The organism is Marinobacter sp. C7, from assembly GCF_022343555.1.
Classification (GTDB): Bacteria; Pseudomonadota; Gammaproteobacteria; order Pseudomonadales; family Oleiphilaceae; genus Marinobacter.
The window spans coordinates 308,231-328,279 of sequence record NZ_JAKQZH010000001.1 but is presented as its reverse complement, the minus strand read 5'-3'; the positions used below and the strand labels follow the sequence as shown (position 1 = coordinate 328,279).

The following is a 20,049-nucleotide window of genomic DNA, read 5'->3' as shown; positions in this document are numbered from 1 at the left end:
GCTTACAGTCCCCGGTGCCACACTTGCTGATCGGTGACGGTGTGGTACGGGGGCGTTTGATGCATGTAGGCCATAGTCAGCGCATCCAACATAGACCATAGGATATCCAGCTTGAATTGAAGGATTTCGAGCGCCCGGGTCTGCTGGGCCTCGGTGACAAAGTGCTCCAGGGTAATGCTCAGTCCGTGTTCGACATCCCGGCGGGCCTCGGACAGCCGCTTGCGGAAGTAGCTGTAACCGCCCTCCTCGATCCAGGGGTAATGCTGGGGCCAGCTATCCAGGCGGGACTGGTGAATCTCCGGCGCAAACAGCTCGGTCAGGGAGGAGCAGGCCGCCTCCTGCCAGGTCGCCCGGCGGGCAAAATTCAGGTAGGCATCTACCGCAAAGCGCACCCCCGGCAGCACGTGGCGCTGATCGATGACTTCCTCGCGGGTCAGCCCCACGGCTTCGGCCAGAGACAGCCAGGCTTCGATACCACCGACGTCACCGTCATGACCGTCATGGTCCAGAATCCGCTGCAGCCAGAGCCGGCGCACACTGGCATCCGGACAGTTGGCCATTATCGCGGCGTCCTTCTGGGGAATCTTGATCTGATAGTAATACCGGTTCGCCACCCAGCCGCGGATCTGCTCCGGCGTGCATTGCCCGCCGTACATGGCTTTATGGTAGGGGTGATGGATGTGGTAATACTGTCCCTTGCTACGCAGGGCCTGCTCGAAGGCCTCTCGGTTCATCGCGGTGTTGGCTTTGGCGTTCATGGCTGCCCCGACAGATCAATGTGCATGCCGTCCCACGAGACTTCGATGCCGTGCTCGCCCAGCTCGGCGCGCTCGGGGGAGTCCTCGTTCAGGATCGGATTGGTGTTATTGATGTGGATGAGAATCTTCCGGCTGGCCGGCATGGTGTCCAGCACCTCGATCATGCCGCCCGACCCGCTCTGGGCCAGGTGTCCCATGGCCTGACCGGTCTTGGTGCCCACTTCCTGACGGATCATTTCATCGTCGTGCCAGACCGTGCCGTCCACCAGGAGGATGTCCGCCTTGCGCATCCAGTCGAGAATGCGTTCGTCCGGCTGCCCCAGCCCCGGTGCATACAACACCGTGGTGCCGGTGCGGGTATCCCGGATAAAAATGCCTATGTTGTCGCCCGGGTGGGGGTTGTCGCGCCGGGGTGAATACGGGGGCGCGTTACTCAGCAGGGGAATGGCCGTGAGCCGGAGAGCCGGCGCACAGGGAATGCTGAATTCCACCTGCTCGGAAGCTTGAATCTCGCGCCAGCTCAGCCCACCGTTCCAGTGCTCCAGCATGGTGAACAGCGGAAAACCGGAGCTGAGATCGTCGTGTACCTCTCGGGTGCACCACACCTCCATGGGCAGGCCCTCGCGCAGGGACAGCAGCCCCGTGGTGTGGTCCACCTGGCTGTCCATCAGGACGACGGCGCTGATGCCGGTGTCCCGAAGCGCCCTGGCCGGCTGCATGGCCGGGAACGCCGCCAGCTGCGCCCGGATATCAGGGGATGCGTTGAACAGGATCCAGTGTTCGCCATCCTGGCTGAGGGCAATGGAGGACTGGGTGCGTGCCTGTGCGTTCAGGGTGCCGTTGCGAAAACCGGCGCAGTTGTTGCAATTACAGTTCCACTGCGGGAACCCACCGCCGGCGGCGGAGCCAAGGACATGAATCTGCATGGGAATCGTCCGGGGAGGAAACGGCCAGCGCCACCGCGCCGGCCGACTCGCCCTCAGCGGTTGGCGAAGTACATGGTGACTTCAAAGCCGATCCGCAGATCTTCGTAGGCTGGTTTGGTCCACATAATGCTCACCTCTTGTCATGATTGTTAGCGCATTCGATGTAAGTACCGGCAATGCCGACTACACAATTTCATCCTAGCGACAGTCGAACACGCCCAATATGGTACTTTAGGACCGTTTTTCTCCCCCACAAAGTAGCACCGTCCTGGCTCCGAGGTCGAATTGAGACTTCCCTCCGCCCCCCTAGCATGGAACAAGGAAAATAATAACTTTAAGGAGTCTCCTGATGGCCGGGCGAATCGCTCTGTTCCTGCTGTTTTTCTGTCTTTTCCCGACGGCTGCCCAGGCCGGTGAGTCCGACATCCGGCGCGAGGTGATCGAGGAGCTGTTCCCTTCTGCGACCGTCATCGGTGAGAAGCAGGAAGACGTTCCGGTGTGGCCCGTTTACCAACTGCAGGAATTGCTGGGTTACGCATACGAATCCACCGACCTCAGCCGGCTCCAGGGTTTTGCCGGCAAGCCGATCCGGATGATGATCGGACTGGACACCCAAGGGCGCTTCACCGGCGTGAAAGTACTGGACCACCACGAACCGGTATTCCTGCACGGGCTGGGAGAAGAACCCCTGTTCGAGTTCGTGGACCAGTACGAAGGTCGCTCCCTTCGGGAACAGATCATCGTGCAGTCTTCGAATTCACCAAGGTCCGGCAAGACCGCCGAGGGCGACCTGGTGTACTTCGACGGCGTCAGCAAGGCCACGGTATCGGTTCTGATCATCAATGACACCGTATTGTCATCGGCGCTGAAGGTCGCCCGCCAGAAGCTGGAGGCCTTCGCCCAGGCGGCGCCGACCCGGGCCAGAAGCGATTTCTTTGAACCTCTGGGCTGGCAGGGTCTGATCGAGCGTGGCTATGTTGGCCACGCGACCGTTTCTGCCAGCGATGTCGAACAGGAACTCGAACGCCCCCTCACCGATTACCCGGCCGACCTTGCCCCCGGGGAAGAGGAAGCATTTACCGAACTGTTCTTTGCCTATATGAATTCACCGATGGTTGGCCGCAACCTCCTGGGCGATGACGGCTACCGGCGGTTCATGGACCGGCTCGGGGAAAACGACCAGGTGTTGATGGTCGCCTCGCGCGGGGTGTTTCCCCACGTAGGGGCCGACTTCACGCCCGGCAGCTCGCCCGAACGGATCGGCCTGGCACAGAACAACCTGGCCGTGGAGATGCGCGATCTGAACTGGCTGGATCAGAACCTGCACCTGCAGCCGGAAGGCGTGCCGGAATTTACCGCCGTCAACCTGTTCCGGGTTGGCGGCAACGCCGGTTTCAACCCGGGCGCGGAATCCACGCTCAAACTGCACATCGAGCTGGCGAGAAACCATCTGATCTCGGATACCGCCACATTCAACATGCCGGTGGCCTTCAACAGCGACCTTTTCGAAACAGTGGCGGTTACTACGCCACCGGAGTCCACCCGCGAACCGGTCTGGGTCGGGTTGTGGAAGGAGCGCTGGTGGCAGATTGCCCTGCTCCTCGCCGGGCTCACCGTGCTGACGGCCTTTTTTGCCCGACAGAGAACCCTGAGCCGCCACCCGAGACTGGTACACCGGTTCCGCTGGGGCTTCCTGTACTTCACCCTGTTCTTCATCGGTTTCTATGCCCAGGGCCAGCTGTCCGTGGTGAATATCTACACCCTGCTACTCGCTCTCTGGGACGGCTTCTCACTGGATGTGTTCCTGCTCGACCCGGTGATTTTCATTCTCTGGACCTACACCTTCATTACCCTGTTCATCTGGGGGCGCGGCCTTTTCTGCGGTTGGCTTTGCCCCTTTGGGGCCCTGCAGGAAATGGCAGCCTGGCTGGGTCAGAAATTGCGGTTTCCACAGGTCAGGATACCTGAACACTGGCACCGCAGACTGATTCTCCTGAAATACCCGATCCTGCTTGGACTGGTCGGTACGGCCTTCTACTCCCTGACGCTCGCCGAGCAACTGGCCGAGATCGAACCCTTCAAGACCAGCATCACCCTGCTCTTCTGGCGCTACTGGCCGTTTGTCGCCTACGCCGTGGGTTTGCTGGTGATCGGCATGTTTATCCACAAATTCTATTGTCGCTACCTGTGTCCCCTCGGTGCAGGACTGGCAGTGCTGGGGCGGTTCCGCCTGTTCAGCTGGCTGGAGCGCATCGACCGGTGCGGTAAACCCTGCCAGCACTGCAAGAACGAATGTGGTATCAATGCCATTCGCAAGGATGGCCGGATCGATTATGACGAGTGCATCCAGTGCCTGGAGTGCGTGGTGATCCTTCGCGATGAAAACCAGTGCGTAGACAGTATTATCCGCAACAAACAGCAACAGAAGCAGAGACTGCAGGCCCGGATTCTCGCGACAGACGCGGCTGGCGCCTGAGCGCCCGGCCCGTCTGGCTTTCCCCATCAACATTTCCTGACCAGGCGCTCTTTCAGATTTTGGTAGACGGTCGGTCTATTTTTATGCATCATTAAATAGACGATCGGTCTAATTTATAGAAAAGCGATGAACCAGACAGCACCTATCAAACGAAAACGAGGCAGACCGCCCAAGGCATCGAGTGCCGAATACAGGGACACTCGGCAGGAACTCATCACTGCGGGCCTGGCGGTCCTGACGGAGAAGGGCTACTCGTACACGGGCATTGACGAGATCCTGCGCAAGGCCGGCGTACCAAAAGGCTCCTTCTACCATTATTTCGATAACAAGGAGTCCTTCGGCAGGATTCTGATTGAAGCTTATGGCCGGTACTTCGCCGGAAAGCTCGATCGCTGGTTTCGGGATAGCAGCCTCAGTCCGCTTCAGCGCCTGGGCGCCTTTGTCGAGGATGCCAAGGCGGGCATGGAGAAATTCGAGTTTCGCCGCGGCTGCCTGATCGGCAACCTGGGCCAGGAAATGACCGCCCTGCCCGACGCTTTCCGGGCCCTCCTTCAGGACGTCTTCAGAGACTGGGAGCGCCGAACCGCTGAGGTATTGAGAGAGGCACAGCAAGCCGGCGAGATTGCCGCGCATACACAGTGCGATCAAATGGCGCACTTTTTCTGGATTGGCTGGGAAGGCGCCGTATTACGCGCCAAGCTGGATCAATCCCCACAACCACTGGATCAATTCACGGAAGGTTTCCTGTCACTGCTGCAAGGCAACTGACGCGGACCGCACACAGGATGAACCACCTTCCCGACGACGGAGGCGATATGTTCAAAGGCATACTTATTGAAGGAACGCGTGGTGACCAACAGGTCTCCCTGCAATCAATCGACGAATCCGGGCTGCCCGAGGGTGATGTGACCGTGGACGTGTCCTTTTCCACGCTGAACTACAAGGATGCTCTGGCCATTACCGGCAAGTCCCCGATCGTTAAGCAGTATCCCATGGTGCCCGGGATCGACTTTGCGGGTACCGTGTCGAGCTCGGACCATGCCGATTTTCAGGCGGGCGACCCGGTTGTCCTGAACGGTTGGGGCGTCGGCGAGAAACACTGGGGCGGTCTCGCGGAAAAAGCCCGTGTCTCTGGCGACTGGCTGATTCCCCTGCCGGAAGCTTTCTCTCCAAAGCAGGCCATGGCCATTGGCACCGCCGGCTACACCGCCATGTTGTGCGTGATGGCGCTGGAAAAACACGATGTCACGCCGGAATCCGGCGAGATTCTCGTCACTGGCGCAACGGGTGGGGTCGGCAGCATTGCAGTCGCCGTGCTGGCCAAACTGGGGTATTCCGTCACGGCCGTGACCGGCCGGCCGGAAGAGGCGGATTACCTGAAATCACTGGGCGCCGCCAACATCCTTGATCGCGCTGAACTGAGCGCACCGGGTAAACCCCTGACTCGCGAAACCTGGGCGGGCGCCATTGATGTCGCCGGCGGCCAGGTACTGGCGAACGTCTGTGCCGGCATGAAGTATCGCGGTGTCGTCGCAGCCTGCGGTCTGGCCGCCGGCATGGATTTCCCGTCAACCGTCGCGCCTTTCATCCTTCGCGGTGTCACCCTGTGTGGCGTGGACAGTGTCATGGCGCCCAAACAGGAACGCCTGGAGGCGTGGAAACGGTTGTCGGAAGACCTCGATACCGCTCTGCTGGACAGCATGATCACTGAAGTCCCCTTCGACAACGTCATCGAGGCGGCCAGCCAACTCCTGGACGGACAGGTTCGCGGACGGATTGTCGTCCCTGTTGCGCAGTAAGTCCGGCGCTGCAACGGCAGACAATAAAAAAGCCCCGGGGAGGGGCCAAGAGAGATAACTCACATCCCTGTGTGGACACGAAGCGCGGGCCCCGTCGGGCCCGCAAACCGATGCTCGCAGATCAGAAGAAACCCAGCGGGTTGGTGTCGTAGCTGACCAGCATGTTTTTGGTCTGCTGGTAGTGCTCGAGCGCCATCTTATGGGTTTCGCGGCCAACGCCGGACTTCTTGTAGCCACCGAAAGCGGCGTGTGCCGGATAAGCGTGGTAGCAGTTCATCCAGACGCGACCGGCCTGGATGTTACGGCCCATGCGGTACGCCAGATTGGTGTCACGGGTCCACACGCCGGCACCCAGGCCAAACTCGGTGTCGTTGGCGATCGCCAGGGCTTCTTCCTCGGTCTTGAAGGTGGTCACACCCACCACCGGACCGAAGATCTCCTCCTGGAAGACACGCATCTTGTTGTCGCCCTTGAACAGGGTCGGCTGGATGTAGAAGCCGTCGTTGAACTCGACGCCCAGGTCTTCCTTGTCGCCACCGGTCAGGACCACAGCACCTTCCTGCTTGCCGATTTCCAGGTAGGACATGATCTTGTCGAACTGCTCTTTGGACGCCTGCGCACCGACTTGCACATCAGTGTCCAGCGGGTTGCCACGCTTGATCGCCTTGGTACGCTGGATGACCTTCTGCATGAATTCTTCGAACATGTCCTCCTGGACCAGGGCGCGGGACGGACAGGTACAGACTTCACCCTGGTTGAAGAATGCCAGCACCAGACCCTCGACGCACTTGTCGACAAACTCAGGCTCGGCCTTCATGACGTCGGAGAAGTAGATGTTCGGAGACTTGCCACCCAACTCGACGGTGGATGGAATGATGTTCTCGGCGGCGCACTTGAGAATGTGGGAGCCGACCGGGGTTGAACCGGTGAACGCGATCTTGGCGATGCGCTTGCTGGTGGCCAGAGCCTGACCGGCTTCGATGCCGTAGCCGTTCACGACGTTGAGTACGCCCGGCGGCAGCAGATCACCGATGATTTCCATCAGCAGCAGGATGCTGGCAGGGGTCTGCTCGGCCGGCTTGAGTACAGTACAGTTACCCGCAGCCAGACAGGGGCCCAGCTTCCAGGCTGCCATCAGCAGCGGAAAGTTCCACGGAATGATCTGGCCGACCACGCCCAGCGGCTCGTGGAAATGGTACGCCACGGTGTTGTGGTCGATTTCGCCCATATGGCCTTCCTGGGCACGGATACAGCCGGCGAAGTAGCGGAAGTGATCAGCCGCCAGGGGAATGTCGGCGTTCAGGGTTTCACGAACGGCCTTGCCGTTGTCCCAGGTCTCGGCAACCGCCAGCTTTTCCAGGTTGGCTTCGATACGGTCGGCGATCTTGAGCAGAATGTTGGAACGCTCCGTGGGAGAGGTCTTGCCCCAGGCCGGTGCAGCCTTGTGTGCGGCGTCCAGCGCCAGTTCGATGTCCTCGGCGGTGGACCGGGGAATCTCGCAGAAAACCTCGCCGGTCACCGGCGTGATGTTCTCGAAATACTGGCCCTTCACGGGCTCAACCCACTCACCGCCAATGTAGTTCTGGTAGCGGGATTTGAAGGAGACGACGGAACCTTCTTTTCCAGGTTGTGCGTAGATCATGGTATCGACCTCTTGTTGTGTTTATCGCAGGGCAACGCGGCCTTTCGCGTTTACTCATTCAATGTAGACCCCGATCCGGAATAGTTGAATGATTCGATAGAGGCGAAAAACTCGTTCATTGGTAGTAGATGCAGACCGGCGTCGACGCACTGATGGCGAACCCACCCTGCACCAGGACGACGCAGGCGCACCCGATCAGGGCATCACATCCCGACAAATCCCCCTGTTTCGCCTGAGAAACCGCCCGTTGTGTGATTTGGCACGGACTCTGCAACGTCCATAACACGCAGCGAGACGTCGGTTCCTGAAACCACTATCAAAGCGCGACAATCTGACAAATGGTCAACTAGGGTTCCGGCCCGCCAAGGCGGGTGACTGGTCCGAGAGTTGACGGCCTTTTCAAGGTTACACGGCGGGACAAAAGCCCGGGAGGATCGTTCAGTTACTGACGCTTCTCGTGTTTTTGAACCCCGAGCCAGGAGGAAAAGGCCATGCCCGAAACGGCAACTCCCCTCTACGACGATCTGATTCCCGGCGGATCCCACTGGTCTTTCATCATGCGCCGCGGTCACGTGCTGCGCCTGATCGATGAGCACGGTGGCGCCAACGTCGGCATGCTCATGTACAACCCCGAGAATCCACTCGAACGGTACAACATGCCGGATACCCTGAAGAACCAGCACACCTTCCTGCTGACCAGGGGCCATGTGCTGCTGTCCGACATGGGCCGGGTCTTCGCCTCCATCATCCGCGACGACCTGGGCTGGCACGACACCGTGTCCGGAACCTGCAACGCAGACCTGGTGGCGCAACGCTGGGGCCGTAAGACCTACCAGCAAGCGCACAACCATTATCACCGCAACGGCTTCACCAGTTTTCTCAACGAACTGGCCAAATACGGGCTGGGCAAGAAGGACCTGACGGCAAACCTGAACTGGTTCAGCAAGGTGAAAACCGATGACGAGGGCAACATGGCGTTTGTCAGCGATCACTCCCATGCCGGTGCCACCGTAGACCTTCGGTTCGAGATGGACACCATCGTGGTGCTGCACACCTGTCCGCACCCGCTCAATCCGTCGGCCGAATACCCCAGCCACCCACTTCGGTACCAGCTGTTCAAGGCCGCCCCGGTGACCGATGCCGACCCGTGCAAGACCTCGTCGCCGGAGGCAACCCGTGCCTTCGCCAACACCGCTCTTTATCACCTGATGCAGTAACCGGAGGCCGGACATGATCAAAGAAAGCACCCTGCACCCGGAAACCGCGAGCTTCCGCGAAACCGTCTCCGCCGGCGAATACTTCCTGAAAGTGGTCAAGGCGGGAGAAACGATCCGTATCCTGGATCTGGAAGGCAACCAGGCCGCCGACACCCTGTTCTACAACGCTCATAATCCGACCGAGCGTTACAGCGCCGTGGATACCATCCGCGAACAGGGCAACGTCTACCTGACCGCCGGGTCGAGGCTGATCTCTTCCGAAGGCAACGAAATGCTGGAGATCACGGCCGACACCTGTGGCCGCCACGACACCCTCGGTGGCGCCTGCGCCGCAGAGAGCAACACCACTCGATACGCCCTCGAGAAAAAGTGCATGCACGCCTGCCGGGACAGCTGGCTGGTGGCGGTGACCGAGCACGAGGAACTGGGCATGACCAAGCGCGACATCACCCACAACATCAATTTCTTCATGAATGTACCGGTCACCGCCGAGGGCGGCCTCACCTTCGCCGATGGCATCTCGGACGCCGGCAAATACGTGGAGCTGGAAGCCAGGATGGATGTGCTGGTGATGATTTCCAACTGCCCGCAGCTGAACAATCCCTGCAACGCCTACAACCCGACCCCGATCGAGGTACTGGTATGGAGCTGAGCCGCAACATGACGAAGGTCCTGATTGCCAACCGGGGCGCCATCGCCGTCCGGATCATCCGGACACTGCGGGCCATGGGCATCACTTCGGTGGCCGTGTATGCCGAAGCCGACTTCGACTCTCTCCATGTGCGCCAGGCCGATGAGGCCTGGTCCCTGGGCGAGGGCAGTGCGGGTGAGACCTATCTGAATCAGGATCGCCTGTTCGACATCCTCCGGGAAAGCGGCGCCAAAGCCGTTCATCCCGGCTATGGCTTTCTGAGCGAGAACCCGGATTTTGCCCGCCGATGTGAGGCCGAGGGCGTGGTGTTCCTTGGTCCGACCCCGGAACAGATGGAACAGTTCGGGCTCAAGCACACCGCCCGGGCCCTGGCGGAGAACGCCGGAGTACCACTGTTGCCGGGTACCGGTCTGCTCACTGATCTGGAAGAGGCCGTTTCCGAGGCCGGTCGAATCGGCTACCCGGTGATGCTCAAGAGCACCGCCGGCGGGGGTGGCATCGGTATGTCCCGCTGCTTCAGCGAGGAAGACCTGCGCAAGAGTTTTGACTCGGTACAGCGGCTCAGCCAGAACAACTTCAGCAACAACGGCGTATTCCTGGAGAAATTTGTCGAACACGCCCGCCATATCGAGGTGCAGCTGTTCGGGGACGGCCAGGGTACCGTGGTGGCCCTCGGTGAACGGGACTGTTCCGCCCAACGCCGCAACCAGAAAGTCATCGAGGAGGCTCCGGCACCCGGCATTGCTGACGAGGTCCGGCAGGCCATGCATCAGACTGCCAGGGCCCTGGGCGAATCCATCGCCTACCGCAGTGCCGGAACCGTGGAATTCATCTTCGACCCGGATACCACCAGGTTCTATTTCCTTGAGGTCAATACCCGCCTGCAGGTGGAGCATGGCGTGACCGAACAGGTCTACGGTGTCGATATCGTTCGCTGGATGGTGGAGCTGGGCTCCGGTGCCCTGACCGATCTCGAACACCGCGCCGCCGTGCTCAGGCCGGAGGGACATGCCATTCAGGCGCGGATCTATGCGGAAGATCCGAACAAGGATTTTCAGCCCAGCGCCGGCCTGCTTACGCGCGTCGAATGGCCGACGGATGCCGGGCTGCGCATTGACCACTGGATTCAGCCGGGGACCGAGGTATCGCCCCTGTTCGACCCCATGCTGGCCAAGGTGATCGTGCATGAGGATGACCGTGAGGCGGCCAGACAGAGCCTGCTCCGGGCCCTGAAAGACAGCCGGCTCTATGGTATCGAGACGAACTGCCACTATGTCCAGCAGGTGCTGGAAGACGCCCGGTTCCGGGAGAGCAGACTCTACACGCGTACCCTCAACGAATTCCGTTACCTCCCAGCCACCGTGGATGTTCTGTCCGGCGGGACCATGACCACCGTCCAGGACTACCCGGGACGGGTTGGTTACTGGGAAGTCGGGGTGCCGCCTTCCGGGCCTTTCGACAGTTATTCCTTCCGTCTCGGTAACCGTCTGCTGGGCAATGACCGGGACGCCGCGGGCCTTGAGGTCACACTCAAGGGCCCGACCCTCAAGTTCAACCGCAGCACCCAGATCGTCGTGGCCGGTGCAGAACTGGAAGCGACTCTCGAGGGAGCCGCGCTGCCCCTCTGGCAGGTGATCGACGTGCCCGCGGGTGCCACTTTGACTCTCGGGGCGGTCACGGGTGCCGGCGCACGCGCCTACGTTCTGTTTCGGGGCGGACTGGATTGCCCGGACTACCTGGGCTCTCGCAGCACCTTCACCCTCGGTCAGTTCGGTGGCCATTGCGGTCGTGCTCTGCGGGCCGGCGACGTTCTTCATCTGGGTGATGCTGCTCCGACCAACGCGGCCGAACTCGGCAAGGGCATGAAGCCTGCAATCGGCAAAACCTGGTCCCTGCATGTCACCTATGGCCCCCATGGCGCACCGGATTACTTCACCGAAGATGACATCGAAACGTTCTTCGCCAGCGAATGGGAGATCCACTACAACTCCAGCCGCACCGGTGTACGCCTGATCGGCCCGAAACCGGAATGGGCCCGCAGTGACGGTGGCGAGGCGGGCATGCACCCATCCAACATTCACGACAACGCCTACGCGGTAGGCACTGTGGATTTCACCGGTGACATGCCGGTCATCCTTGGCCCGGACGGCCCGAGTCTGGGCGGCTTTGTCTGCCCGGTCACGGTGATCAGCGCCGATCTCTGGAAGCTCGGGCAATTGAAAGCCGGGGACAAAGTACGCTTCGTGCCGGTCACCCAGGATCAGGCCGTGGCCCTGCGGGAGGCGCTGGAAGAATCTCTCGATACCCTCATCCCGGCGACCGTCCGGGTCACTCCCACCCGCCGTGAGACGCCGGTACTGCGTTCCCTGCCGTCCTCCGAGCATGAGACCGGTGTGGTTTACCGGGCCGCGGGCGACAATTATCTGCTGGTGGAATATGGCCCCATGGAGCTGGACATCCGGCTGCGCTTCCGGGCCCATGCCCTGATGCTTTGGCTGCGGGAACAGGCGCATCCGGCCATTCTGGAGCTGACGCCGGGCATCCGGTCCCTGCAGGTGCATTACGACAGCCTGACCCTGAGCCAGACCGACTTGCTGAGCCTCCTGGTCAGTGCCGAGCAGGAACTGGAACAGCAGCCAGAATGGGATGTACCGGCCCGCATCGTGCACCTGCCGCTATCCTGGGATGACGAGGCCTGCCGGACGGCCATCCAGAAATACATGCAGTCGGTCCGTAAGGACGCACCCTGGTGCCCGAGCAACCTGGAGTTCATACGCCGCATCAACGGCCTGGACAGCATCGACGAGGTCAAGAAAACGGTCTTTGACGCCAGTTACCTGGTGATGGGCCTGGGCGATGTGTACCTGGGAGCGCCGGTCGCGACCCCCATGGACCCGCGCCACCGCCTGGTCACCACCAAGTATAACCCCGCCCGAACCTGGACCGCGGAAAACTCCGTGGGTATCGGCGGCGCCTACCTGTGCATCTACGGCATGGAGGGCCCCGGCGGCTATCAGTTTGTCGGCCGGACCCTGCAGATGTGGAGCCGCTACCGCACCACCGACTTCTTCGAGGAGGGCAAGCCCTGGCTGCTGCGGTTCTTCGATCAGGTCCGCTTCTATGAAGTCAGTGCCGAGGAACTCCAGCGCATCCGCCGCGATTTCCCCAACGGCGACTACCCGATCAAAGTCGAGGAGACCCGTTTCAACCTGAAGGACTACGAACAGTTCCTGGGCAATCACGACCGGGAGATTGCCGAATTCACCGGCAAACGCCAACAGGCGTTCGATCAGGAACTGCAACGCTGGATCGAGTCCGGCCAGATCAACTTCAGTGCCGAGACGCCCATCGAGGACACCGGTGAGGACGATATTGCCAACCTGCCCGATGGCCAGCACGCGGTCGAAAGCCATGTCGCCGGCAATGTCTGGGAGTGCCTGGTGAAACCGGGCCAGATGATCGAGGCCCAGCGCCCGGTGGCGGTGGTGGAGTCCATGAAGATGGAAATCGAACTGCTGAGCCCCGTCGGTGGCCGGATCGTCGAGGTTCGCCGGGAGGCGGGCCAGGCGGTTTCCCCGGGCACGCCGGTGGTGATTGTGGAAGAACAACCAGCCTGACGCCAACAACCGAAAACGACATTATCAGACGGGCACCGCCCGAGGAGAGTTACCATGAAAACACGTTATCTGAGCAAACAACTGGGTGCCGGCCTGCTGGCCACGTCCCTGTCCATGGGCGCCCTCGCCCAGGAGAAGGATTCATTCAGTATCGCCTGGACCATCTACGCCGGCTGGGTACCCTGGCAGTATGCTGAGGACAGCGGCATCATGAAGAAGTGGGCGGACAAGTACGATATCGAGGTGGATATCGTGCAGGTCAACGACTACATCGAGTCCATCAACCAGTACACCGCCGGCCAGTTCGACGGCGTGGTAGCCACCAGCATGGACGGCCTGTCCATTCCGGCGGCCTCCGGTGTCGACACCACCGCCCTGATCGTCGGTGACTACTCCAACGGCAACGACGGCCTGGTCTCGAAGGATGCCAAATCCATCGAGGAACTGGAGGGTGAGACCGTGCACCTGGTGGAACTGTCAGTGTCCCATTATCTCCTGGTTCGGGCCCTGGATACGGTCGGCCTCGAAGAGCGTGACATCAGTGTGGTGAACATCTCCGATGCCGATCTGGTCTCAGCCTTCCAGACCGATGACGTTCGCCATGTCGCCACCTGGAACCCGTTGCTGGCAGAAGTCGAAGCCTATCCGGGAGCCACCAAACTGTTTGATTCCAGCCAGATCCCCGGCCACATCAAGGACCTGACCCTGGTGAATACCGACACCCTCGCGGACAACCCGGCGTTGGGTAAAGCCCTCGTAGGTGCCTGGTACGAGACCATGAGCATTCTGTCTTCCGACTCCGAGGAAGGTCAGGAAGCCCGTGCCTTCCTGGGCGAGTTGTCCGGCACCGACCAGGCCGGCTACGAGGCCCAGCTGGCTGGCATGAAGATGTTCTGGGAGCCGCAGATGTCGGTGGATTTCATCAACAGCGAGGAAGCCTTCGAGGCGATGGACAGCGTCCGTCAGTTCTCGTTCGATAAGGGCCTGCTGGGCCAGGGTGCCATGACCCCGGACTTTGTCGGTATCGAGTTCCCGGATGGCACCATCATGGGCGATTCCGGGAATGTGCAGTTCCGGTTTAATGATGACTATATGGAGATGGCGGCTGAAGGCGAGCTTTAAGCTAGCGCAATCTCTGTATAGAACTCCGGGGCACAAGCATTCGTGCCCCTTTTTTGTATAGACTCGGACAGGGCCGGTGTGGGGGAAGGCTTTCCAAAACTGTGCGGAGCCATGGATGGCGGAGCTCAAGCGTCACATGGACGTGCCGAAGGAGCGTGTTTTGGAAAGCCTTCCCCCACACCGGACCGCAACTCCCAAGCCAGGCACAGAAGAAAAACATCAATGCGTCGTACCAAGGAAGAAGCAGAGAAAACACGGCAGACCGTTCTTGAAGCCGCCCTCAAGCTCTTCAGTCGTGACGGCTACTCATTGACCACCCTGAGCCGCATTGCCAGGGAAGCTGGCTGCAGCCGGGGGCCGATTTACTGGCACTTCGAGAACAAGGACGATCTGTACGAAGCCGTACTCGCCTATTCCCAGGAGCCGCTTGAAGCGCTGGTGGAAGAATGCGGTGGCATGGCCGATTGGCCGATTGAAGCGATGACGCACTTCATTGACCAGTGGCTATATCTTCTGGCCAATGATCGTCGGTACCGGCAGTCCTTCGAGATTCTGTTGAACAAGACCGAACTCACCGACGCCATGAGTCGGACGCTTAAACGCGAACGCAAACTCACGCAATCCATCGTCGCCCTATTCAGTGCGTTGACCGCCGAGGCGCAGGCCCGCTCTTTGATCGATAACGCCGAACGGCCGGAGGACCTTGGTCTGCTCTGTTACACCTACCTGATGGGCATCACCCAGACCTGGCTGTTCGCCCCCCGCCTGTTCTCGCTGAAGCAGGAGGCGCCGTTTTTCCGGCGCCAGTTCTGGCGTTTGCTGGGTTAGCGGCGTTAATTGGCCCGTCCTGACACGCCACCACTGCAAAGGCGATGGGTTCAATCACGCTTTTACTATATTTTACGTTCCTGGGGCGCGGCTCGACTAAGATGAAACCGATCTAAATGCATCTTTTGATACTGACCAGGACCACTGCGGCCTCATATTACGCCAAGTAGCGAAATGTGAATGCCTCGGACGAAAGGGACCCGCCACTTTGGCCAGCTTGAACGTTTCCGGTTTGCCGGATTCCGCAGAAGGACTCTCTCTGCCTCTTCCCTCGCTTGAAGGCGAGGATCTGCAGGCATACAACAGACTCGTCAGCACCCTGTACCGGTGCCTGCATGACAATACCGGCTTCCAGCCTTTCTTTGACGCTTTCCAGCATCACTTCAAAGCTCTGCAAGGCGGCATTCTGGGCCTCACCAGCAGCCCTCAGCGCATGGTGTATGGCTGGACTTTTGGCTATCCCGAAGGCTTCGAAGAGTGGTACATCAACAGCGACCTGCCGGAACGGGATGAAGCCCTGACCCGCTATCGCCAGCTTCCGCCCCGCCAGTTCGATTCTTTTCTTCGTGGCGACACCAGTCGTACCATTCTCGACATTCTTGGCCCTGAAAGCCGCGCCTGGGCCGAGCAGGTTGGAATGGGCGATAGCGCGGGAATGCTGGTTACCCGTGAAAACGGCACCAGCGTGGTGTTCATGGCCAACCGACACAAGCAATTCGGCCCCTATACCGCTGACGAACTTCTGCAGATGAATCTGCTGGCACCCCATATCGAGAATGCCGTGGCCCTGCATCTGAAGCTGTATGAGACCCGCAGCGATAATGAAAACCTGGCGATGGCGCTCAACCACGTAAAAAAACCGCTCATCGTCTTCAACGCACTGGGCAACATCGCCCAGGCCAACGACGCGGCCCTGGCTCTTATGGAAAACAGCAGAAGCCTGTCCATTACTGGCTCCGAGCGATTGCAAAGCTCAGACCGTCGCATTACCCGCAGGCTGCAGGATGCCATTACCACCTGCATCATCCTCTCTCACAAGGGCATTCTCTCGCCGCAAACAGTATTTACCAGTCGCGGCCATGAACGTATCGCGGTCTGTCTGACACCCCTGATCGCCGATAGCGCCGAGAATAACGGCGTATTGGCGGAATTGTTCTGTTTTGACTCATCGCTGGAGCCGGATCAGGAACGACTACAGACGCTGTTTCAGTGCACACCGGCCGAAGCCGCTGTCGCCGCAGACCTGGCCCAGGGCCTGAGTGCCAGCGATGTCGCCGAGAGAAAACAGATTTCCATCCACACCGCCCGGCAACACATCAAGAGCCTGTTGGCGAAAAACGGCTATCGCAAACAGACCGAGTTGGTATCCATGCTGGTGCGAGCCCTCGGTTAGAAACAGTCCATCAATGAAACATGCAAGGCGAACCCATAAGAGTTCGCCTTGCACACTCACCCTCTTTGAAACGCTGCTGAGTTACTGCGGCAGCGGTTTCAGCTCACTGATATAAAAGCCCAGAAGGCTCTCGGTAGTGCCGTCAATGTGCCGGAAATCCACCAGCGCCCATTCTTTTCCGTCACCGGTCTTGATAGGGGCAAACACCCAGCTCCCCGTGGACGAATCGGCCGGGTTGGTCTCTTCGTAGGCAAGAGTGCCGGCGGCATTCACGGACCAGGCATCAATGAGGGTACTTTCATTATCGGCCAGATAGGTAACCGAACCGGTGGCGTTGGACTCCAGGGTTACCTCGGCTGCATCGTTCTCACCCACCAGATCAAATTCAAATGCCTTGCTCACTCCGTTTGCAAAGCGATCACCGGTACGCTCGACAATGATACTGCTGGTATTACCGGCCAGATCGCTCAGCTCGACGCTGAACCGACCAACCTTTCGGAGCGCGATCATGGCATCACCTGAGGGTTCCAGCTGAAGGTCTCCGTACGCTGTCACCTCTGACGCTGCGCTCACCCCTCCTGTGCCGCTGGCATCATACAATCCGCCCGGACCATCCGTTTCCTTTTCGACGCCGGTCACCTGAAAGCTGCCGCTGGCAACGCTGTAGGTCCCCCACTCGGAGGAAACCGCCACCAGATCGTCACCTGCGTACACCTCGCCATTGGCGTTATGGGCAATCACGTAATGGCTGTCATCCAGAATGGTCAGCACATTGAAGCCTTCCCCTTCTGGAAGGTACCAGGCGCCGACGTAGGGGTTGCCGGCATCCTCGATGGACTGGAAAGGCGTCGCGGCCGCGGCCTCGCTGCCAAAGTGCAACTCGTCGCCCACCAGTTGAACGGTTTCCGTACAGTCTCCCACGTCCACTGCAAGGCCCGGACACAGGCCTCCTTCGCCACCTTCCGACTCACCGAGCACCGTGACAGTCAGCGCCCCGGTTGCCGGGTCCCATGTGTACGTGCCCCATTCCGCCGTTGCCGCGCCCTGATCGTCGTTGCCGTATTTGTGGGCAAGGATGTAGGTACCACCGTCGAGGAAAGTCAGTACATTGACTTCTTCACCATCCGGTCCCTGGCCATTACTGCTTTCACCGGCCGGTTCGACGAATACCCAGCTGCCACGCAGGTCCGCTTTCTGGGACGCATAGAAATGGGCTTCGGCCTCCTCCGCACTGATCAGCGTTTTGCTGACCGTAGTAGCGACTTCATTAGCAAACTGCGCTTCAAACTCGGCCGCTGGCTGATCCACCACCAACAGGGCATTCTCCAGCGCCGTGTGGGTTTCAGCAGTGATGGTGATGCCGTTATCCGGGTTGCCATCCTCGTCCAGGCTTTGCAGCAACCTCAGGATATTGGTCAGCTGGTCAGTGGAGCTTTCCACAGCGGTCATGTCGGCGGGCGTCACACGCCCGGTTGCCGGGACCGGGGGCAGCTCGATGCCGCCAATGCTGAAGGTTACCGTTTCACCCTCAACGTACTCGTATTCACCAAGAGCATTGGTAAAGCCGCTTTGGGTCTCGGTCTGGTACTGGATGTTCGCAACTGCACTATCCGTGAAGACGCCCGTTTTAGTATCTTCCGGCGCCGCCGTATCGTCCGTCTGGGCACTCGAAGAAGCGCTGCCGTTGTCACCACCACAGGCACTGAGTGCCAGGGCCAAAGCCAGGGAGCCGAACTTGAATACTTTCATATTTTCTCCGGTTATCAGGGAAGTCGAAAGTAATACTTAATAATTTCAACCTCCCCCCGCATCCCCAAAATTGGGTATGCGGGGATCGACAAACCAGGAGAGGTCCGCGTTGTTCCAGTTCAAGCCACGGTCTTTAATGGCTGAGTGGGACCAGCCTTCGACCCATCATGATCAGGATGGCACCAAAGCCGTACATCATGACGCTGTAGACCACCGCCGGTATGGACATTTCCGAAGACTCCAACAGGGCCAGGGTGACCATCAGAGCAATGGTGCCGTTCTTGATGCCCAGCTCCACGGCAACCGCCAGGGATTCCCTCTGTGACAGGCCAAACAGACGGCTGCTGGCCAGGCCGATAAACACGCCCACGAGATTGAGCAGGAAGGCCGCCGGCCCCGCCTGGGCCAGTAGTTCGAGCAGGCGGTCCCGGGAGCCGTACATCAGGGCGATGATCAGCGCGAGCAATACCAGGCCACCGAAAATACTCACCATACCCTCGGCTTTTTTCGCACGCTCGGGCGCGCGGGTCCGGATTAACATGCCGATGGCCACCGGAAGCAGCACGATCACAACCAGCATGGCGATGGTCTTACCTACCGGGAGCGAGATATCGGCGCCCTCACCAAAATGCATCTGCAGGGCGTAATTGGTGAAGAACGGCAGGGTCACGATGGTGATCAGGCTCGCTGAGACCGTCAGCAGGATGGACAGGGCAATGTTGCCCCGGGACAGGAGCACGAAGAGGTTGGAAGTAGTTCCACCCGGGCAGGCGGCGATGATCACCAGGCCCACCGCCAGCGCGGGCCCCAGACCCAGCATCGGGGCAATCGCGAATGCCACCAGGGGCATGATCAGTATCTGCGCAATGGTGCCAACGATCATGCCTTTGGGGTTCAGGGTGACCTGACCAAAGTCCCTGAGGGTCAGGGTCAGACCGATACCCACCATGATGATGAACAGCGAGATCGGCAGGCCGATCGAGATCAGTGGACTGGATTCCACGTTGTAACTCCCTCGTTATTGTTGTTTGACTCAGGCGGCCTGATCAGTCGAGACCCTGGATGTACGCTTGCAACGCAGCCGGGTCATTAATCGTCAGATGACCGTATGTCAGTTGGATCAGCCCCTCTTTCTCAAGCCGTTTTATACGCCCGTGCACGCCCTGGCGGGTCATGCCCATCATATTCGCCAGCTGCTCCCGAGTCAGCCTGAGCGTGACCGGTTCGGAGCGAGCCAAACCGACACCCTGGATTTCTGCCAGAAACAGAAGCCGCCGGCCAATGCGGGCGGTGACCCCACGCAGGGCATCGTCCTGAATAATCGACATCGCCGACCACAGCCGGCGACTGACCAGATCGAGTGCGACCGGATAGCTTTCCGGATACCTGACCATCAGCTGCCGAAACGCTTCTCCGGGCAGTTCGATGATGGCCGCGTCCTCATGGGCCGTGGCTCCGAACACCCTGGGCATGCCCGGCGAGAAGACCGTATCCCCGAACCAGGCCCCGGCATTGAAGATGATCAGCGTCGCTTCTCTGCCGGCAGGATTGACCGAGGTGATTCGAACCGTCCCGCCGGCAATCACACACAGGGTCGACTGCAGGGAGCCCCGGTCATAGATGGGCTCGCCGGCGCTGAACCACCGAACCCTCGACGTGGCAGCCGCTTCTTCGAGCGCCGATTCGGGGAACCCTCTCATCAGGGGACAGCGCCGCAACACGGCCGCTGCGTCTGGCATGGCGATCACTCACCTCCCGGCAGTCTAGAGAAAAGTCACACCACAGAATGTAAACGATTTGACAGTTTTGCGCACAACAACCTGACTAAACTCAAGAATACTCACCACAACAACAGGCAAACGCTCAAGGG

General features: G+C 59.9%; 16 protein-coding genes and 1 riboswitch. Of the genes, 9 read left to right on the top strand and 7 right to left on the bottom strand.

Features of this window, described 5'->3' with window-relative positions; translation table 11 throughout:
• Positions 1-2 precede the first annotated feature (2 nt).
• Genes pqqC through pqqA form a run of 3 tightly spaced genes read right to left on the bottom strand, consistent with a single transcriptional unit; the run spans position 3 to position 1,809 of the window.
• Positions 3-758 (bottom strand): pyrroloquinoline-quinone synthase PqqC, encoded by a 756-nt coding sequence (gene pqqC / locus MD273_RS01475; protein WP_239036001.1) that lies wholly within the window; start codon positions 756-758, stop codon positions 3-5.
• A complete protein-coding gene (gene pqqB, locus MD273_RS01470; protein ID WP_239036000.1) occupies positions 755-1,684 on the bottom strand; it encodes a pyrroloquinoline quinone biosynthesis protein PqqB in 930 nt (309 codons plus the stop codon). Before pqqB ends, pqqC begins: the two co-directional genes overlap by 4 nt.
• A 53-nt stretch (positions 1,685-1,737) precedes the next feature.
• On the bottom strand, positions 1,738-1,809 hold the full coding sequence (gene pqqA / locus MD273_RS01465) for a pyrroloquinoline quinone precursor peptide PqqA (protein WP_007153157.1): 72 nt from the start codon (positions 1,807-1,809) through the stop codon (positions 1,738-1,740).
• A 224-nt stretch (positions 1,810-2,033) separates the two neighbouring features.
• Here pqqA and MD273_RS01460 point away from each other — a divergent pair, with 224 nt between their 5' ends.
• The 3 genes from MD273_RS01460 to acuI all read left to right on the top strand — a co-directional run bounded on the left by MD273_RS01460 (position 2,034) and on the right by acuI (position 5,959).
• On the top strand, positions 2,034-4,160 hold the full coding sequence (locus MD273_RS01460; protein ID WP_239035999.1) for a NosR/NirI family protein: 2,127 nt from the start codon (positions 2,034-2,036) through the stop codon (positions 4,158-4,160).
• Between the two features lie 126 nt (positions 4,161-4,286).
• Positions 4,287-4,928, top strand: coding sequence for an acrylate utilization transcriptional regulator AcuR (acuR, locus tag MD273_RS01455; protein ID WP_239035998.1), 642 nt, complete (start codon positions 4,287-4,289; stop codon positions 4,926-4,928).
• A gap of 47 nt (positions 4,929-4,975) precedes the next feature.
• Positions 4,976-5,959 (top strand): acrylyl-CoA reductase (NADPH), encoded by a 984-nt coding sequence (gene acuI / locus MD273_RS01450; RefSeq protein ID WP_239035997.1) that lies wholly within the window; start codon positions 4,976-4,978, stop codon positions 5,957-5,959.
• A 121-nt stretch (positions 5,960-6,080) separates the two neighbouring features.
• Here acuI and exaC read toward each other — a convergent pair whose 3' ends face one another.
• Positions 6,081-7,601, bottom strand: a complete 1,521-nt coding sequence (gene exaC, locus MD273_RS01445; RefSeq protein WP_239035996.1) for an acetaldehyde dehydrogenase ExaC — start codon at positions 7,599-7,601, stop codon at positions 6,081-6,083.
• A gap of 335 nt (positions 7,602-7,936) precedes the next feature.
• Positions 7,937-8,035, top strand: a riboswitch (guanidine-I (ykkC/yxkD leader).
• A gap of 57 nt (positions 8,036-8,092) precedes the next feature.
• On the opposite strand from exaC, the gene MD273_RS01440 reads away from it, so the two are divergent.
• From MD273_RS01440 to MD273_RS01415, 6 genes are all read left to right on the top strand, one after another.
• Positions 8,093-8,818 (top strand): urea amidolyase associated protein UAAP1, encoded by a 726-nt coding sequence (locus MD273_RS01440; RefSeq protein WP_239035995.1) that lies wholly within the window; start codon positions 8,093-8,095, stop codon positions 8,816-8,818.
• A 13-nt stretch (positions 8,819-8,831) separates the two neighbouring features.
• Complete coding sequence (locus MD273_RS01435; protein ID WP_239035994.1) at positions 8,832-9,470, top strand: urea amidolyase associated protein UAAP2; 639 nt, start codon at positions 8,832-8,834, stop codon at positions 9,468-9,470.
• Positions 9,461-13,087, top strand: a complete 3,627-nt coding sequence (gene uca, locus MD273_RS01430; RefSeq protein WP_239035993.1) for an urea carboxylase — start codon at positions 9,461-9,463, stop codon at positions 13,085-13,087. Before MD273_RS01435 ends, uca begins: the two co-directional genes overlap by 10 nt.
• A 54-nt stretch (positions 13,088-13,141) precedes the next feature.
• Complete coding sequence (locus MD273_RS01425) at positions 13,142-14,209, top strand: putative urea ABC transporter substrate-binding protein (protein ID WP_239035992.1); 1,068 nt, start codon at positions 13,142-13,144, stop codon at positions 14,207-14,209.
• Between the two features lie 222 nt (positions 14,210-14,431).
• Complete coding sequence (locus MD273_RS01420) at positions 14,432-15,037, top strand: TetR family transcriptional regulator (protein WP_239035991.1); 606 nt, start codon at positions 14,432-14,434, stop codon at positions 15,035-15,037.
• A 208-nt stretch (positions 15,038-15,245) separates the two neighbouring features.
• Positions 15,246-16,430 (top strand): helix-turn-helix transcriptional regulator, encoded by a 1,185-nt coding sequence (locus tag MD273_RS01415; RefSeq protein ID WP_239035990.1) that lies wholly within the window; start codon positions 15,246-15,248, stop codon positions 16,428-16,430.
• Between the two features lie 81 nt (positions 16,431-16,511).
• Here the strand turns inward: MD273_RS01415 and MD273_RS01410 are convergent, their stop codons facing one another.
• From MD273_RS01410 to MD273_RS01400, 3 genes are all read right to left on the bottom strand, one after another.
• Positions 16,512-18,179, bottom strand: coding sequence for a hypothetical protein (locus MD273_RS01410; RefSeq protein ID WP_239035989.1), 1,668 nt, complete (start codon positions 18,177-18,179; stop codon positions 16,512-16,514).
• 133 nt (positions 18,180-18,312) lie between these two features.
• Positions 18,313-19,182, bottom strand: coding sequence for a bile acid:sodium symporter family protein (locus tag MD273_RS01405; protein ID WP_239035988.1), 870 nt, complete (start codon positions 19,180-19,182; stop codon positions 18,313-18,315).
• Positions 19,183-19,225: 43 nt separating this feature from the next.
• Positions 19,226-19,918 carry a Crp/Fnr family transcriptional regulator gene (locus MD273_RS01400; protein WP_239035987.1) on the bottom strand — a complete coding sequence of 231 codons (693 nt, stop codon included), beginning with the start codon at positions 19,916-19,918 and terminating at the stop codon, positions 19,226-19,228.
• Positions 19,919-20,049 lie beyond the last annotated feature (131 nt).

Excerpts from the sequence above, each read along its gene's own strand:
- pqqC (WP_239036001.1), bottom strand. The coding sequence starts at position 758 with ATGAACGCCAAAGCCAACACCGCGATGAACCGAGAGGCCTTCGAGCAG.
- pqqB (WP_239036000.1), bottom strand. The coding sequence starts at position 1,684 with ATGCAGATTCATGTCCTTGGCTCCGCCGCCGGCGGTGGGTTCCCGCAG.
- MD273_RS01460 (WP_239035999.1), top strand. The coding sequence starts at position 2,034 with ATGGCCGGGCGAATCGCTCTGTTCCTGCTGTTTTTCTGTCTTTTCCCG.
- acuR (WP_239035998.1), top strand. The coding sequence starts at position 4,287 with ATGAACCAGACAGCACCTATCAAACGAAAACGAGGCAGACCGCCCAAG.
- acuI (WP_239035997.1), top strand. The coding sequence starts at position 4,976 with ATGTTCAAAGGCATACTTATTGAAGGAACGCGTGGTGACCAACAGGTC.
- exaC (WP_239035996.1), bottom strand. The coding sequence starts at position 7,601 with ATGATCTACGCACAACCTGGAAAAGAAGGTTCCGTCGTCTCCTTCAAA.
- MD273_RS01440 (WP_239035995.1), top strand. The coding sequence starts at position 8,093 with ATGCCCGAAACGGCAACTCCCCTCTACGACGATCTGATTCCCGGCGGA.
- MD273_RS01435 (WP_239035994.1), top strand. The coding sequence starts at position 8,832 with ATGATCAAAGAAAGCACCCTGCACCCGGAAACCGCGAGCTTCCGCGAA.
- uca (WP_239035993.1), top strand. The coding sequence starts at position 9,461 with ATGGAGCTGAGCCGCAACATGACGAAGGTCCTGATTGCCAACCGGGGC.
- MD273_RS01425 (WP_239035992.1), top strand. The coding sequence starts at position 13,142 with ATGAAAACACGTTATCTGAGCAAACAACTGGGTGCCGGCCTGCTGGCC.
- MD273_RS01420 (WP_239035991.1), top strand. The coding sequence starts at position 14,432 with ATGCGTCGTACCAAGGAAGAAGCAGAGAAAACACGGCAGACCGTTCTT.
- MD273_RS01410 (WP_239035989.1), bottom strand. The coding sequence starts at position 18,179 with ATGAAAGTATTCAAGTTCGGCTCCCTGGCTTTGGCCCTGGCACTCAGT.
- MD273_RS01400 (WP_239035987.1), bottom strand. The coding sequence starts at position 19,918 with ATGCCAGACGCAGCGGCCGTGTTGCGGCGCTGTCCCCTGATGAGAGGG.